At 68.0% G+C, this 16,145-nt stretch carries 11 protein-coding genes and 1 pseudogene; 6 read left to right on the forward strand and 6 right to left on the reverse strand.

Annotation, left to right across the window (positions count from 1 at the left end):
- Positions 1–298: 298 nt before the first annotated feature.
- The 3 genes from IE329_RS41470 to IE329_RS11560 all read left to right on the forward strand — a co-directional run bounded on the left by IE329_RS41470 (position 299) and on the right by IE329_RS11560 (position 8,554).
- Positions 299–7,453 (forward strand): RHS repeat-associated core domain-containing protein, encoded by a 7,155-nt coding sequence (locus IE329_RS41470; protein ID WP_190210768.1) that lies wholly within the window; start codon positions 299–301, stop codon positions 7,451–7,453.
- Between the two features lie 16 nt (positions 7,454–7,469).
- The gene (locus IE329_RS11555) at positions 7,470–7,793 is read left to right on the forward strand and encodes a hypothetical protein (protein WP_190210769.1); all 324 of its coding nucleotides are present in this window, start codon (positions 7,470–7,472) and stop codon (positions 7,791–7,793) included.
- 533 nt (positions 7,794–8,326) lie between these two features.
- Positions 8,327–8,554, forward strand: coding sequence for a hypothetical protein (locus IE329_RS11560; RefSeq protein WP_190210770.1), 228 nt, complete (start codon positions 8,327–8,329; stop codon positions 8,552–8,554).
- A 229-nt stretch (positions 8,555–8,783) separates the two neighbouring features.
- Here the strand turns inward: IE329_RS11560 and IE329_RS11565 are convergent, their stop codons facing one another.
- Together IE329_RS11565 and IE329_RS11570 are read right to left on the reverse strand one after the other, a co-directional pair.
- The gene (locus IE329_RS11565) at positions 8,784–9,320 is read right to left on the reverse strand and encodes a hypothetical protein (protein WP_190210771.1); all 537 of its coding nucleotides are present in this window, start codon (positions 9,318–9,320) and stop codon (positions 8,784–8,786) included.
- Entirely contained in the window at positions 9,317–10,114 is a 798-nt protein-coding gene (locus IE329_RS11570; protein WP_190210772.1) for a hypothetical protein, read from the reverse strand. The genes IE329_RS11565 and IE329_RS11570 overlap by 4 nt, the downstream gene beginning before the upstream one ends.
- A gap of 72 nt (positions 10,115–10,186) precedes the next feature.
- On the opposite strand from IE329_RS11570, the gene IE329_RS11575 reads away from it, so the two are divergent.
- Complete coding sequence (locus tag IE329_RS11575) at positions 10,187–10,477, forward strand: hypothetical protein (RefSeq protein WP_190210812.1); 291 nt, start codon at positions 10,187–10,189, stop codon at positions 10,475–10,477.
- 311 nt (positions 10,478–10,788) lie between these two features.
- Here the strand turns inward: IE329_RS11575 and IE329_RS11585 are convergent, their stop codons facing one another.
- Both IE329_RS11585 and IE329_RS11590 read right to left on the reverse strand, forming a co-directional pair.
- Positions 10,789–11,793, reverse strand: coding sequence for a 2-hydroxyacid dehydrogenase (locus IE329_RS11585; RefSeq protein ID WP_190210774.1), 1,005 nt, complete (start codon positions 11,791–11,793; stop codon positions 10,789–10,791).
- A gap of 83 nt (positions 11,794–11,876) precedes the next feature.
- Positions 11,877–12,191, reverse strand: a pseudogene (locus IE329_RS11590) (2-hydroxyacid dehydrogenase); the annotation flags it as partial.
- 485 nt (positions 12,192–12,676) lie between these two features.
- Between IE329_RS11590 and melC1 the strand changes: the two are divergent.
- Together melC1 and melC2 are read left to right on the forward strand one after the other, a co-directional pair.
- Positions 12,677–13,069 (forward strand): apotyrosinase chaperone MelC1, encoded by a 393-nt coding sequence (melC1, locus tag IE329_RS11595; RefSeq protein WP_190210775.1) that lies wholly within the window; start codon positions 12,677–12,679, stop codon positions 13,067–13,069.
- 49 nt (positions 13,070–13,118) lie between these two features.
- Positions 13,119–13,946, forward strand: coding sequence for a tyrosinase MelC2 (melC2, locus tag IE329_RS11600; RefSeq protein WP_190210776.1), 828 nt, complete (start codon positions 13,119–13,121; stop codon positions 13,944–13,946).
- An 89-nt stretch (positions 13,947–14,035) separates the two neighbouring features.
- Here melC2 and IE329_RS11605 read toward each other — a convergent pair whose 3' ends face one another.
- The gene (locus tag IE329_RS11605) at positions 14,036–15,061 is read right to left on the reverse strand and encodes a 6-phosphofructokinase (protein WP_073927007.1); all 1,026 of its coding nucleotides are present in this window, start codon (positions 15,059–15,061) and stop codon (positions 14,036–14,038) included.
- Positions 15,062–15,410: 349 nt separating this feature from the next.
- A complete protein-coding gene (locus IE329_RS11610) occupies positions 15,411–16,139 on the reverse strand; it encodes a type 1 glutamine amidotransferase (protein WP_073927006.1) in 729 nt (242 codons plus the stop codon).
- Between the last annotated feature and the right edge of the window lie 6 nt (positions 16,140–16,145).

Genomic DNA, 16,145 nt, shown 5'->3' on the forward strand with positions numbered 1-16,145 from the left:
GCACTGGTCACAGAGGTCGGCAACACGCTCTCGGACTCATTCGTCGATTTGCAAATGTTTATCCCCGGAAAAGTCCGAATTGGAATGCGCCACCCCAAATGCACGGACTGTGACGTGCATCACGACCAGCAGTTGGTACTGGCTGTTGACCTGCAACAATGTGGGAGGACTAGGCTCTGACCCGTTTGTTTGCGGATCTTTGGGCTGGGCCTATGCCCGCCCATGAGGGGGTTGTTAAGTGCTATTGCTGAGAAATGCCGGTTCTGTCCGAGGGGCTCTCGGGCATCTAAAGGGACGATTGGCAGTCGTTATCGCCGCCGCCGTGATCGGGTCTTTGCTGGCACCGGTGTCCGTCGCCGTCGCCGCCGGCCCGGACTACTCGCGCAAGTGGGCACCGCCGAATACCGCGCTACCGCGCACCCCGTCAGTGAAGGGCTCCAACACCGCAGGCGTTCCGGCTGTGAAGCCGACCTACCCGGTGCCGCCGACCTGGCAGCCGCCGAAAGACATCAAGCCCACTGCCACCCCCACCGGCCACGCCTCCGTGAAGCTCGGCTCCGCCCCGGCAGCCGCGGCCAAGGCACCGGTCGCGGGGGAAGCCACCGAGGCAGGATCCGAGGTGGGCGCCGCAGGACTGCCCGTCTCCCTCGCCCCACTCGCCGGATCCTCGGCCGCCGGCCAGAGCGTCCAGGTCGACATGGCCGACGCCAAAGCGGCGGGCGCCGCGGGTCTTCCCGGTCCGGTAGTGCTGCTGTCCCGTGACGGGACGGCAGACACCGCGAGCGTCCGGGTCAGCATCGACACCGCCAAACTCGGCACCGGCTACGGCGCCGACTGGGCCGCCCGTGCGCGGCTCGTCACCCTGCCGGCCTGCTCCCTGACGACGCCCCAGGTGCCGGGCTGCCTGGAGCAGACCCCCGTCGCCTCGCACTTCGACGTGGCGTCGAAGAAGCTGGTCGCGGACGTGGCGCTGCCCGCGAGCGGTAGACCGGCGAAGACGCAGATCCAGTCGCTGTCGGCTGCCGGCGCGACATCCTCCGCGACGGTCCTCGCCGCGGTGTCGGGTTCCTCCAGCGGTGGGGGCACCTACGCGGCGACGTCGCTGAATCCGTCCCAGGCGTGGACCGCCGGTAGCTCCTCCGGCGCCTTTTCCTACTCCTACCCCATCCAGGCTCCGCCGGCCCTGGCAGGCTCCGCACCGCAGGTGAGCTTGTCCTATGACTCGGCGTCGGTGGACGGCAAGACGTCGTCCACCAATTCCCAGGCGTCGTGGATCGGAGACGGCTGGGACTACTCGACGGGCTTCATCGAGCGCTCCTACCAGCCATGCTCCAGGGATGGTATTGCCAACTCCGGCGACCAGTGCTGGGCGGGCGCGAACCTGAGCCTGTCGCTGGCCGGGCACTCCGGCGAACTGGTGCAGGACGACTCCTCCTGCCAGGCAAGTCCCCCGGGTGCCACCGAGCAGTCCAACTGCACCTGGCGCCTGAAGGACGACGACGCGACCAAGGTGCAGTTCCTGACCGGCGCCACCAACGGCACCTGGAACGGCTCGTACATCAAGGTCACCGACACCGGCGGCACGGTCTTCTACTTCGGCCTCAACCACCTGCCCGACGCCTCCGGCAACCCCACCACCAAGGGCCCCGACAGCGGCTCCGCCTTGACTGTCCCCGTCTACTCGCCCAATGCCGGAGACCCGTGCTACGACGGGGCCAAGGGGAAGGCTTCCTGGTGCCAGACGGCGTGGCGCTGGAACCTCGACTACGTCGTCGACCCGCACGGCAATCTCACCACCTACGCCTACACCCCCGAGGCGAACTTCTACTCCCGTGGCGGTGGCCAGAACAACGGCACCGGCAGCTCCTCCTCCTACACCCGCGCCAGCGTCCTGCAGTCCATCGGCTACGGCCAGCTGCTCTCCGACCAGCTGAACGCCAACGGCGCCTACAACCCCGCCGCGAAGATCGACTTCGCCGTCTCCGAGCGCTGCGTCACCTCCCCCGCCGCCTGCGACCCCGCACAGCGCACCAGCGCCAACGCGGGCAACTGGCCCGACGTCCCACTCGACCAGCAGTGCAACGCCGGCGCCGCGTGCACCAACTACGGGCCTTCCTTCTGGACCACCAAGTGGCTGACGTCCGTGACCACCAAGGTTCGGGTCAACGGCGCCTACCAGAACGTCGACTCCTATGCCCTGAACCACACCTTCATCAACGTCCAGAACTCCAGTGAGAACACTCAGGTCCCCTGGCTCTCCTCTGTCCAGCGCACGGGCAGCGACACGCAGGCATCCCCCAACGCGGTCCCGCTCCCGGCGGTGTCCTTCACCGCGATGCTGCTGCGCAACCGGGTCGACGGCACCAATCTGGTGCCCTCACGTCCCGAGTACAACCGCCCCCGCATCCAGCTGATCACCACGGAGACGGGCGGCACCATCGGGGTCGACTACAAGCCGGCCGACTGCTCCCGCGTCAACGGCGTCATGCCAGCCTCCGCCGACACCGACACCCGCTCCTGCTTCAACGTCAAATGGCACCAGCCCAACGAGCAGGCGGGCGCCCAGCCGGTCGACGACTGGTTCCTGCGCTACCCGGTCAGCACCGTCACCAGCAACCCGAACACCCCGGGCGCGGTACCGATGACAACCGCCTACAGCTACGGAAGCGCCGCCTGGCACCGCGACGACTCCTCGCTCACCCAGGACATGGACCGCACCTGGGCCCAATTCCGCGGCTACGCCAGCGTCACCAGCGTCGTCGGCAGCGGCCAGGATGGCAGCCCCAAGTCGCAGAAGAGCACCACGTTCCACCAAGGCATGAACGGCGACATCACCTCGACCGGCACCCGCAACGCCACCGTCGCAGGCCCCATGAGCGGGGCGGTCACCGACTCCGACTGGCTCGCCGGACAAACCCTGGAGAGCGACACCTACACCCAGGCCGGCGGCACCATCACGGCCTACGTCGTCAACACTTCCAGCACGCCGGTCACCACCGCCACCCACAACCGGGGTACCTACCCCGCCCTCATCGCCCGCTACGCGGCCACCAGCTCGACGGCCACATCAAAGTCGTTGAAGACCGACGGCACCTGGCGTGCTGCCAGCAAGACCACAACCACCGACCCGGCCCACGGAAATCGCGTCAGCACCTCACTGGACAGGGCCGACGGCCTGCCCGACCTCTGCACCCGGACCGGCTACGCGGCCGGCTCGGACCCCCAGGTCCTCGGGATCGCCTCCGAGCAGGTCGTCGTCAACGGCGCGAACGCGTGCACGGCCACGCCTACCGCCACCAACACCAGCGCCTGGTCCCGCACGTACTTCGACGGTCAGGTCTTCGGCCAGCTCGGTACGGCGCACAACCCCACCTCCGTGCTGGTGCTCGACCGCTTTGACACAGGCGGCACACCGCAGTTCTCCACCATGACCGCAGGCTTCGACACCTACGGTCGGCCCACCAGCGCCACCGACCCGACCACTACCGACAGCGCCCACCCGAGCGGCGCCACCATCACCACCAGCTACACGGCGGTACAGGCGGGTGAACTGCCGAGCAGCACCACCGTCACCACCCCGGCCCCGGCTGGAGCCGCCGACGTCCTGACCGGGCGCACCACGGTCACGACCTTCGACACCGCGCGTTCGCTGCCCATTTCGGTGACCGACGCCAACAACCGGGTGACCACCACGGCCTACGACGCCGCAGGCCGACTCACCGGCGTCTGGCTTCCTGGCCGCGCCAAGCCGCAGAGCGCGAACCAGACGTTCGCCTACGCCCTCCCCGGCACGGTCAACGGCACTGTCGTACCGCCGAGTGTCACCTCCTCCTCACTGCGGGCCAACGGCTCGTACGCGGTCAGCATCCAGATCATGGACGGTACGGGGCGGGCGATCCAGACGCAGGCGAGCCCGGCGCTCTCTGCCTACACCGGCCGCATGATCTCCGACGTCGGGTACGACTCGCACGGGCGCGCGATGCGCTCCAACGCCAGCTGGTACAACAACGACGCGCCGCCCAGCAGCACGCTCTACCAGACCACCACACAGCAGGTCCCGGCCCAGTCACACACCGTCTACGACGGCCTCGGACGCACAACAACCACTGAGTTCCTCGCCTACGGCGTCGTGCAGAGCAGCAGCACCGTCGCCTACCCCGGCGCGGACCGCACCGACTCCAACCCGCCGGCCGGCAGCACCGCGTCCTCGACCGTCGTCGACGCGCGCGGCCGCACCACCCAGCTGTGGCAGTACAAGACACCCACCGCCACCGGCAACCCGGCCGACGCGGACGTGACCACCTACACCTACACCGCGGACGGCCAGGTCGCCACGCAGAAGGACGCGGCCGGCAACACCTGGACCCACGGCTACGACCTGCGCGGACGCGAGATCACCTCAACCGACCCCGACACCGGAACCAGTATCCGGACGTACGACACGGCAGGGCGCCTGACCTCCAGCACCGACGCCCGCAACCAGAGCATCGCCTTCACCTACGACCTGCTCGGCCGGCCCACCGGCACCTACACCGGCTCCGTTGCCGCCGCCAACCAGCTGACCGGCTTCACCTACGACACGGTTCTCAAGGGTCAGCCTGCCACCACCACCCGCTACGTCGGGGGCATGGGCGGATCCGCCTACACCAGCGCGGTCCTCACCTACGACACTGCCTATCGGCCCACCACGAGCACCGTCACGATCCCGGGCTCCGAGATCGGCTCCAGCACACCCTTCACCTACACCTATCAGGCCACCTACAACGCCATCACCGGCGCTCTCACCTCCGACTACCGCTCAGCGGTCGGTGACATCGCCGCCGAGAGCATCGACTACAAGTACGACAAGTACGGTCCGCTGAGCTCGTTCGGCACCGCCGCGACGACCTACGACACCTCCTCCAACTGGGACGCCTACGGCCGCAACATCCGCTCCACGATGAACCCGTGGGGCACCCAGATCGTCGTCACCAACACCTACGACGAGTCCACCGGCCGCCCCTTGTCGCAGTACGTCGACAAGCAGACCGCCGCCACGGGAGCGGTCCAGCAGAACACCTACGCCTACAACGCCTCCGGGCAGATCACCGCGATCCGAAGCATCCCGGACAACACGCCCGGTGTCACCGACCTGCAGTGCTTCGGCTACGACTACCTCGGACGCCTCACCACCGCCTGGTCCGACACCGGCACCCTCACCCTGGCCCCGCAGCCGACCGTCGGCAACCAGGGCTCCTGCACCAACACCACCCCCACCAGCGGCGCCCAGATCCCGGCGCGGACCACCGTCGGCGGCCCGGCCCCCTACTGGCAGAGCTACACCTACGATCTGACCGGCAACCGCAAGCAGCTCGTCGAGCACGACCCCTCCGGTGACCCCACCAAGGACACCACCGTCAACCAGACGTTCCCGCCCGCCGGCACCGTCAACACCGCACTGCCCAACCCGCAGACCGGCGGCACCGGCGGCCCGCACGCCCTGACCGCCTCTACCACCACCACCCCCACCGCCACGCTCGGCTCCACCTCCCAGTACGACACCGCGGGCAACACCACCGCCGTCACCGACACCTCCGGCACCGCAACCCTCACCTGGAACCCCGAAGGCAAACTCGCCACCTACACCAAGACCGGCAGCGCCGGACCCACCACCTACCTCTACGACGCCACCGGCAACCAACTCATCCGCCGCGACCCCGGCAAAACCACCATCACCCTCGGCGGCGACGAACTCGTCTACGACACGGCGGCACAGACGGTCACCGGCACCCGCTACTACCAGATCCCCGGCGGCATCACCCTCGTCCGCCAAGGCGGCAAAGCCACCTACCAGATCAACGACCACCACGGCACCGGCACCCTCGCCCTGGACGCCACCACCCTCACCGAAAGCCGCCGCACCAACGACCCCTTCGGCAACCCCCGCGGCACCCAGCCCACCACCTGGGCCGGCGACCACGGCTACGTCGGCGGCACCAAGGACGACGCCACCGGCCTCACCAACCTCGGCGCCCGTGAATACCAACCCACCACCGGACGCTTCCTCAACCCCGACCCACTACTCGACCCGGCCAGCCCCCAGCAGTGGAACGGCTACGCCTACAGCAACAACAACCCCGTCAACCTCAGCGACCCCAGCGGCCTCATAGCCTACGACCCGGAAACGGGCGTCACCGCAGGAAACACTCAGCAACTCCAGCAAACCGTGAACAAGGTCCGCTCGAATCCCGAATACGAGGACCCGCTCGAGGCTGACAGCAGCATCGAAACGCGCACCATGATCTCCTTTCTGGCGACCGCAGAAAAGGCCCAGCATCAAGACGTAGACCGTGTCGCCTCTGATAAAGAATTCACTCGTGTGATCCGGAAGTACAACTTGGGGTCAAGTACCATCGACTGGGCCGCCCTGCAGATGTGGGAATTCGGCGCTACTGAGGAGGAAGCCGACTTCTTCCGCGCCAACTACTGCCTCTTCATCGACTGCGGCCTCATAGGCCAGATGCTCGGGACCAATGCCGTTGGTGACCCCCTCAGCACGCCCTTCGGAAACTCCCCGATGGAGAAGACCGCCAATTCAGTCGCCGGCTCAATGGCCGGTGTGGCAGCCCGGGGAGGCCGCCCCGGAGAGCTCATGGGCCTCTCTGAAGGGGCTCTCTCACGCTTGTGCGACAGCTTCGTCGCCAACACTCCCGTAGTGATGACAAACGGTGACTCGAAGCCGATTGATCAAGTCCAGGTAGGCGACAACGTCCTAGCTACTGACCCCCAGACAGGCGTCTCGGCTGCGAAGACCGTGACAGCCGTCATTACAACACCTGATGACGAAGACTTCACCGACCTGTCCTTCGGTGACAGTCAAGACCCCACGGCCACAGGGCCGGCTCCAGGGGCGACTCTCACGACCACCTGGCACCACCCCTTCTGGAGCCTCACTGCTGAGCGATGGACAGAGGCCAGCTCACTCCAGATTGGTGAAGAGCTGCGACAGCCTGACGGAGGGGCAGTCGCCATCAGGGGAGTTCACAATTACCATCGACAGGTCCTTACCTACAACCTCACGGTCACCGACTTCCACGCGTACTATGTGTTGGCAGGCGAGACTCCGGTTCTCGTTCACAACAGCAGCAACTGCGGTATGCGAACGCATGATAAGGCCCGGGGTGCTGCCGGTGTCGATGAAATGACGGAGACGTTTGAGAAGTTCTACAACAAGTCTGATATCTATAGTGAAAGCTACGGGAACGGACTCGAATTCTGGACCCCCTACGGCGTGCGTCAAGTGGATATCGCGGTCAGGAATCCAGACGGCAACCTTCACCTTTATGAGGTGAAGGTGAATAAATCGAACTACACGAAGGGTCAGCGGAGGAAGGATGAGTGGCTAGCGAAGACGTACGGATTTGAAACCTCAGTCGTCCGTCGCGGTACAGAGTGTCCAATCTGCAACCCTTAACCTGAGAGGATGGCCAGTGAGTAGCGACTTTGGATTCTGGAAGCGCTGTATCGGGGACCCGGAGGAAGTTTTCGACAACCTTGCCGACGGTGACACCAGCGACCTCGTCGTGAGCCCTGACGTATTGCGCTTCAGGGAGGAATTGCTGACTAGATGGCCTGATGTGGACGGCGTTATGGAGCCGTCCCAGTTCGACCTGGAAGAGGAGCCGGATGATGCAGCCAAGTACGTCCTTCTGACCCTTTCGGTTCGCCAATTGGACTATCTCCCGGATATTCTTGATATGGCGAAGAAGAATGGCCTCGTTGGATTTAGCGGAGTAGCAGGCGAGCCGATTTAGGTTTCCAGCCTGCCACGCATCCGAAGATTTGCGGTCCTGTAGGTGTCACCTACAGGGGCCCGTTTCGGCTTAACGGCAGTCGCTGACGGCAACGTCGGCGGACACCAGGTGGTGTCCGCCGACGCTGGCGCGTGTGTCAGGGGCGATCGAGGGCGATGCCGAGTGTGGTCATAGCTTCGCATTGGAGGCGGAGTCGGACGTGTAATGGTGAAGTCGGGTATGGAGGACCATCCCCGCGGGCGCGGGGAGCAGTCGACGCTGCTTCCCAGATCCTCTTCCCCAGGGACCCGACCCGGCGGGCGCAGGGAGTAGCAGACGATCGAGAAGTCCTTGTCGCCTGTTTCGGGAACATCCGACGAGGTGCGCCAGGGTGCGACCGTCCAGCTGCGATTCCGTAGTGCTGGTCGGGGGAGGCGGAGCGCCCAGGCGCGGGCCAGACCGCCGCCCTGATCCCGACGGCCGTACCGTTCACCGGGTGAGCGGGGCAGGTTACCCCGCGACCTTGTCCGGGCGGGACTTGCCGTAGCGCTCCCATGCGGCCTGCTACCGTCACCATCCTGCTCGCCATCCTCACCACTGCCGGATGCGGGTCCGCCAGCGGCGGGTCCACCGCGAACCCCGCGAGCAGCGGCAGCGTGTCCCTGACCTACCTGCAGAAGGCCGGTACGGAGTGCACTAGCGGCGACTACACCGCGATGTCCGCAGATCTGAAGATCGGCATCCACCATGTCGCGGGGGTCACCGACCAGGTCACCGGCTGACCCTGTCCAGCCGGTGGCAGGGCTCTGTGCGCGGTGAAGGTGTCCTCCACTGCGAGCCGGTGTGGCGCGGCCCAGGATCCCAGCAACAGTGACGAGTCGGTGGGCGAGTTGCGGACCTGTGGTCCCAGGCGAGAACCGAGCAGCGTACGGGAAATGCGTCTGAAGTCGCCATTCTTTGTCCTCGCGGGCTCTGGTGACACCCCTGATCTGCGAGTCCATCAGCTGCTGATCAGCTGGTGGGAGCGCTGCCTTCCGGGGCTTGGGTCGGGCCGGGGTGCATGCCGGCTTTGAGCTCGCTCATGGCCGCCCGGGCGACCTGGTCGACGGGGTCCTTCTCGCCGTACCCGTAGTCGATGGCGCTCTCCCGGTGGCCGGCTGCGGCGAACAGCCATCGCAGCCCGTACTTCGTCGCCCCCAGCCACACTTCGAACTGTTGGCCGGCGTAGGTGAAGCGGACCGATTCGGCACCGTCCACCGTGACGATCTGTCCGTCCAGCCGGTAGGCGAGCTCTTGCAGCGGCGTCCGCTCCTGGTCCATCCCGGCCTCGCATCGTACGGCGAGGACCGAAGACAGCGGCCCCATGATGACCGAGCCCTCCTGAGTGGTGAGCCGGAAGCCCGGCTGTCCCGCGATGTCGGCCGAACTGCCGTCCGTCGCGCCGGCGAAGGCGAACGCGCCCACCGTGAAGGTGCCCGCCTTGGCTTCGTACCAGCCGTCGGCCAGCAGTACCGCCACGACCTCGTTGGCGTTGACGTGCAGGCTCATGACTGCTTCCCCTTCTCGGTGGCGCGAGCCGCCGAGGCGGCCCGCGCCTTCTGCTCCGCCAGGCGCTGCACCTCGCGGTCATGCTCAAAGCGCCGTGCCCACTCGATCAGCTCCGCGGGCGAATAGTCCGGTTCGGTTTCCCGCATCACCGGCGGGGCCGGCTCGTAGGGGCGCCGACCCCTGGCGAGAGGGATGCTGCGGGCGCTGCGCGGCATCCCATGGGTCCGTCGGCGCTGTGCCTGCATGGCCGCCACCACGTCCGTGACGTATCCGGGCGAGGACCGCGGTCCAGCGGACGGCTCGACCAGTGTGGTGTCGACGACGGTCCGTCGGGTCCGGCACCGATGGCAGCCACCGGAGTCGTCCAGGAGCCAGCCGTCCTCGCACTGGGCCATCTCGCACCCGGAAGGGGCGAGCAGGTCGTAGGCGAGGTGGTCGGCCCGTTGCGCGATCTCGGGGCCCGTCGGGTGCGAGTACCGCTGGAACCAGCGACGCTCCACCCGCAACCGCAGATCCTCCGGTCCCCGGTGGGCGAACTGGTCGATCACCAGGACGCGGACAGTCTGCGGGATACCCCCGTGACGGACCAGAGCGGCCAGCGCCAGGAGCGGGTCCAGCATGACCGGCGTCGATCCAGCGGGGTCGGACTCGATCGCCGTGGACGGCAAGGCCGCCCGCGGCTCCCGGCACGGCACCTCGCCCGCCGCCCACCTGCTGTCCGTGATGACCAGCGACGGCCGGACCATCACCCAACTGCGGGTGCCCGACAAGACCAACGAGATCATCTGCTTCACCGCTCTGCTGGCGTCTTACGACCTGACGGAGTCACGGTCACGGCCGATGCCCTGCATACCCAGCATGGCCAGGTGCGCTTCCTGGTCGAGGAGAAGGAGGCCCGCTACCTGTTGGTGGTCAAGGCTAACCAGCCCGAACTGCATCGCCGGCTGCGGTCGCTGCCCCGGAAGGACGTCACCGCACGCCGCTACGACCGCGAGGCTGGCCACGGCCGTCGGGAGACCCGCGTGACCAGAGCCCTCACCGTCACCGACCTTGGGCTCGACTTCCCCCACGCCGTCCAGGCCGCACGGATCCCTGCGCTCCCACACCGACCTCCAGACCGGCACCGTCAGCCGCCAGACCGTCTACGCGATCACTGACCTGACCTCGCAACAGGCCTCACCGCAACGGCTCGGCCAGGTCGCCAGATCGCAGTGGACTATTGAGAACCGGTTCCACTTCGTCCGTGGCACCACCTTCGCTGAAGACGCCCCGAAGATCCACACCGGCCACGGCCCCGAGAACATGGCGACCCTGCGCAACCTGGCGGTCAGCACGCTGCGGCAGCACGGGGACCGCAACATCGCCGCCGACCTCCGGCACACCTCGCCTGACCAGCACACTCACAAGATCACGGGAATTTGCGACGACCCTGGTTCGTGCAGGCCCGGTCCGGGTGGTCGGCGGCTGGTCAGGTGTCCGTGTTTTTGGGGACGAGGGTGTTCTCGTTGGTGTGGCCGGCTTCGAAGTCGTGGATGTTGCGGACGGTGGCGTCGATGATCTGGCCGACGGCGGTGCGGGTGAAGTACGCCTGGTGGGAGGTGACCAGTACCTGCGGGAAGGTCATCAGCCGGGCGAGGACGTCGTCGTCGATGCCCTCCACGGAGCGGTCGAAGAAGAAGAGGCCGGTCTCCTCCTCGTAGACGTCCAGGCCGACTCCGGAGAGCCGGCCGGAGCGTAGGGTCTCGACCAGGGCGGCGGTGTCGATGAGGCCGCCGCGGCTGGAGTTCACCAGGATGGCGTCGTTCTTCATGGTGGCGAGGGCTTCGGCGTCGATCAGGTGGTGGGTGGCGGGCAGCAGGGGCACGTGGAGGCTGATGAGGTCGCTGCGGGCGAGCAGGTCCTCGCGTTCGACGTAGGTCATGCCGAGTTCCAGGCAGTTGGGGTTGGGGGCGATGTCCCAGCCGAGCAGGGTGGTGCCGAAGCCGTGGGCGATCCGGGCGAAGCACTCGCCGATCTTGCCGGTGCCGACCACACCGACGGTCATGCCGTGGATGTCGCGCCCCATCAGCCCGTCGAGGCGGAAGTCGAACTCGCGCGAGCGGTTGGCGGCGCGGGTGAGCCGCCGGTTCACGGCCAGCGCCAGGGCCCACGCGTGTTCAGCAACCGCGTAAGGGCTGTAATAGGAGACCCGAGCCACCGTGAGACCGAGCTCGGCAGCGGCGTCCAGGTCGATGTTGTTGAAGCCGGTGGAGCGCTGGGCGATCAGCTTGGTGCCGCCCGCGGCGAGGACAGCCAGCGTCTCGGCATCCAGGACGTCGTTGACGCTACTGCTGACCACCGGATGACCGGCGGCGAGCGGCGCGGTGTCACGGTTGAGGAAGACCGCCAGGCTGCGCAGTGCGTGCCGTTGGGCGAAGGCCTGCTCCAGTAGGGGCCGCTCGTCTTGTTGGACGCCGTACGCGAGGATCTCCATCCCCTCACGCTACCGAGATGCCCACGGATGATGGGGTGTGGCTTGCCGGGCGAGTCGTACTTACACTACGTATTGACGATCTACGCGACTGCGTAGGGGCTGTAGTAGGAGACCCGGGCCACCGTGAGGCCGAGTTCGGCGGCGGCGTCCAGGTCGATGTTGTTGAAGCCGGTGGAGCGCTGGGCGATCAGCTTGGTGCCGCCCGTGGCGAGGACGCCGAGGGTCTCGGCGTCCAGGACGTCGTTGACGCTGCTGCTGACCACCGGGTGGCCGACGGCGAGCGGGGCGGTGTCGTGGTTGAGGAACACGTCGAGGGCGCGCAGGGCGTGGCGGCCCTCGAAGGCGGCGGCCAGCAGCGGCCGCTCGTCGGCCTGTACGCCGTAGGCGAGGATCTCCATGGGGTCGCTACCTTCCGGTCGTGGTCTGGTGCCACCGGTCACGCTAACGGCCCGCGGTGGCGGGGCGGCCGTGCGGCGCGCGGGCCCGGGACGCGGCATCGCGCCATCCGTGGCGGGTGAGGGCCGTCACTGCTTCGCGCCCCCGCCGGAAGATCTTCACGGGATGATCCTTTCAGCGCAAGATCATCACATTCTCCGGCCGATGTCCGGGAAAATCCGAAGAATTTCCCTGGATCGGCATTCGGCCCTTCGGTGCCGATTGTCCGGAAACCAGGGCAACCCCCGGTACCCCGCCGATCGGCCGTTCCCCGGCCGCCGGACGGCCTGTGAGGATGTGGACAGGCGGAGCGATCATGAACTCCGCCGGGCGCGGCCCGTCAACCGGGCCGCCGTCGACGGGACCTGACGTTCCGTCGGCCTGTGATCAAGCACGTTCATCGCGCGTGTCCCGCCATCCCTGGGAGCGCGCAAGAGGGGGTCCATCCATGTCCCAGGTCACCCATGCCTCGGAACTGACGCGACGACGCATGCTGCAGGGCGCGGCCGTCGCCCTGACGGCGGCGGCCGGCACGGTCGTGCTCGGCGTCACCGGGCCTGCCGGGGGGCAGGCCACCGCGGCCGGCCCGGAGGCGTCCGACGAGTTCGACGAGGTCTTCAAGGGGCGGCGGATCCAGGGCCGGCCGGTGCAGGGCGGCGGTCACCACCACACCGCCGGCTACACCGTGCTGGTCGACGGCGAGGAGCTGCACATGATGCGCAACGCCGACGGCACCTGGATCAGCGTCGTCAACCACTACCAGACGTTTCCCACGCCGCGTGCGCTCGCCCGCGCCGCCGTGCAGGAGCTCCAGGGCGCCACGCTCGTCCCGCTCGCCTGACGTCCGCCGCTCCGCATGTCAACGCATCGATTCGTACCGAGGGGGACTCATGGCATTCCGTAAGAACCAGGCGAGCCTGACGGCCAAGGAGAAGCGGGACTTCGTCAACGCCGTGCTCGCGCTCAAGCGGGCCGGGCGCTACGACGCCTTCGTCAGCACGCACAACTCGTTCATCATCAGCGACACCGACAACGGCGAGCGGGTCGGCCACCGGTCGCCGTCCTTCCTGCCCTGGCACCGCAGGTTCCTGCTGCAGTTCGAGCAGGCCCTGCAGAGCGTGGACCCGAACGTCACCCTGCCGTACTGGGACTGGACGGCCGACCGGACGGCCTCCGCCTCGCTCTGGGACGCCGGGTTCCTGGGCGGCAACGGCCGCAGCAGCGACGGCCAGGTGACCACCGGCCCGTTCGCCTTCGCGGCCGGCGGGTGGACCCTGAACGTGCGCCCGGACAGCCGCAGCTACCTGCGCCGTTCGCTCGGCAGCGCGGTCGCCGCGCTGCCGACCCGGGCCGAGACCGAGTCCGTGCTGGCGATCCAGGCCTACGACGCCGCGCCCTGGAACAGCTCCTCGGAGGGCTTCCGCAACAACCTGGAGGGGTGGCGCGGGGTCAACCTGCACAACCGGGTGCACGTGTGGGTGGGCGGTCACATGACCACCGGGATGTCGCCCAACGACCCGGTGTTCTGGCTGCACCACTGCTTCATCGACAAGCTGTGGGCCGAGTGGCAGCGCCGCCACCCCGGGCAGGGCTACCTGCCGGCGGCGGGCACCGCGAACGTGGTGGACCTCGGCGAGACCATGAAGCCGTGGAACGACACCACCCCGGCGGACATGCTCGACCACACCCGCCACTACACCTACGACACCGGCTTCTGACCGGCCCGCCGGGGCTCCGTGCCCCGGCACGGCCGCGGGCCCCCGGGGGTCACCCGGGGGCCGCGGCGGCAGGGCGGCGGGGGCTTCCGTCAGATGACGGTCTCGGCCTCCAGGTAGCGCTCCGCCGGCACGGTCTTCAGCTCGGCGACCGCCTCGGCCAGCGGCACCAGGTTGATGTCGGTGCCCTGGAGGGCGGTGATGTGGCCGAAGGCGCCCTTGTGGACGGCCTCGACGGCGTGCCAGCCGAAGCGGGTGGCGAGCACCCGGTCGTAGGCGGTGGGAGTGCCACCGCGCTGGGTGTGGCCGAGGATGACCGGCTTGGCCTCCTTGCCCAGGCGGTGCTCCAACTCGCGGGAGAGCTGGTTGGCGACACCGGTGAAGCGCTCGTGGCCGTAGATGTCCTTGACGCCCTCCTCCCAGTGCATGGTGCCGGGCTCGGGCTTGGCGCCCTCGGCGCAGACCACGATCGCGAACTTCTTGTTGCGGTCGAAGCGCTCGCGGACGACCTCGGTCAGCCGGTCGATGTGGAAGGGGCGCTCGGGAACCACGATGGCGTGGGCGCCGGCGGCCATGCCCGCGTGCAGGGCGATCCAGCCGGTGTGCCGGCCCATGAGCTCGACCACCATGACGCGCTGGTGCGACTCGGCGGTGGTCTTCAGCCGGTCGAGGGCGTCGGTGGCCACCGAGACGGCCGTGTCGAAGCCGAAGGTGACGTCGGTGCAGGCGATGTCGTTGTCGATGGTCTTCGGCACGCCGACCACCGGGAGCCCGCCGTCGCTCATCAGCTTGGCGGCCTTGAGGGTGCCCTCGCCGCCGATCGGGATGACCGCGTCGATCCCGAGGTCCTCGCAGTACTTCTTGGCGCGCTCGACGCCGTCGCGCAGGTGGCTGGGCTGGACCCGCGAAGAACCGAGGATCGTCCCGCCCTGGGCGAGGATTCCGCTCACCGAGTCGAGCGTCAGGGGGCGGTGGACACCCTCCAGAAGGCCGCGCCAGCCGTCCTGGAAACCGATGATCTCGTCGCCGTGGTCGACCACCCCCCGGTGGACCACTGAGCGGATCACAGCGTTCAGGCCGGGGCAGTCACCGCCGCTGGTCAGCACACCAATACGCATTGCTTTGCAACTCCCGAGCAGAACCGAGGAACGGCCGGACTACCAGGCTGGGACCACGCCGACACCGTAGCGGTCCGATCCCGCGCCGGGGTGGCGCGGAGGTAGCCGTCGGGTGAAGCGCTGATCGGGTCGAACATTTCTGCTCGGATCCGACCATGAGGTCGAGCATATAGCGGGCCCCTGTGTCCGGCCGGACAGGAACCGACACGGCAGCGGCGCCGTCGGCGCTGCCGTGGAATGCAGCCGGCTGCCGAGGAGGGTGTGCGGCCAGCGTTCCTATTGTCGTACGTATTCGATTATCTGTGGACCGGGTGCCCGCGATGCGGGCACCCGGTGCGTGACGGCGGTCTCAGGCCGGCTGGCGGGAGGCCGCGATCCGCTCGGCGCGCAGTGCGTCGTACCAGGTGGTGTCGGCCGGCGGCAGGGCGTTCACGTCCAGCGCCAGCTTGATCAGCATGTCCGCGACGGCGGGGTTGCGGGCCATCACCGGGCCGTGCAGGTAGGTGCCGAAGACGGTGTCCCGCCAGGCGCCCTCGGTGCCGTCGCCGGTCCCGTTGCCGCCGCCGACGGTCACCGTCGCCAGCGGCGAGACGCCCTGGCCGAGGTGGGTGATGCCCTGGTGGTTCTCGAAGCCGGTCAGCTGGGGCAGGCCGAGGCGCGGGTCCACGTCGGCGAGCACGTCGCCGACGTTGCGGGCGCCCTCGCCGCGGGTGCTCCAGACGTCGAGCAGGCCGAGGCCCGGCTCGCGCTCGCCGAGGTCGTTGATGAACTCGTGGCCGAGGATCTGGTACCCGGCGCAGACCGAGAAGATGATCGCACCGTTCTCGGAGGCCCGGACCAGCCCGGTGTCCTGGCGCAGCCGCTCGGCGGCCAGCCGCTGCGGGCGGTCCTCACCGCCGCCGATGAGATAGATGTCACCACTGGTGGGCACCGACTGGTCGGACCGGACGTCGATCCGGGTCACGTTGAGGCCGCGCTGGCGGGCCCGGCGCTCCACGACCAGGGCGTTGCCCCGGTCGCCGTAGGTGCTGAGGAGGTCCGGGTAGACCCAGACCAGCCGCAGGCTGCTCTCACTCATCCTCGA

The sequence above is a fragment of the Kitasatospora indigofera genome (assembly GCF_014655955.1).
Classification (GTDB): Bacteria; Actinomycetota; Actinomycetes; order Streptomycetales; family Streptomycetaceae; genus Kitasatospora; species Kitasatospora indigofera.

What these genes read in the sequence shown, in the direction of transcription:
- IE329_RS11605 (WP_073927007.1), bottom strand. Translation starts at nt 15,061, where the DNA reads ATGCGTATTGGTGTGCTGACCAGCGGCGGTGACTGCCCCGGCCTGAAC.
- IE329_RS11560 (WP_190210770.1), top strand. Translation starts at nt 8,327, where the DNA reads ATGCGGCCTGCTACCGTCACCATCCTGCTCGCCATCCTCACCACTGCC.
- IE329_RS11585 (WP_190210774.1), bottom strand. Translation starts at nt 11,793, where the DNA reads ATGGAGATCCTCGCGTACGGCGTCCAACAAGACGAGCGGCCCCTACTG.
- melC2 (WP_190210776.1), top strand. Translation starts at nt 13,119, where the DNA reads ATGGCATTCCGTAAGAACCAGGCGAGCCTGACGGCCAAGGAGAAGCGG.
- IE329_RS11610 (WP_073927006.1), bottom strand. Translation starts at nt 16,139, where the DNA reads ATGAGTGAGAGCAGCCTGCGGCTGGTCTGGGTCTACCCGGACCTCCTC.
- IE329_RS11565 (WP_190210771.1), bottom strand. Translation starts at nt 9,320, where the DNA reads ATGAGCCTGCACGTCAACGCCAACGAGGTCGTGGCGGTACTGCTGGCC.
- melC1 (WP_190210775.1), top strand. Translation starts at nt 12,677, where the DNA reads ATGTCCCAGGTCACCCATGCCTCGGAACTGACGCGACGACGCATGCTG.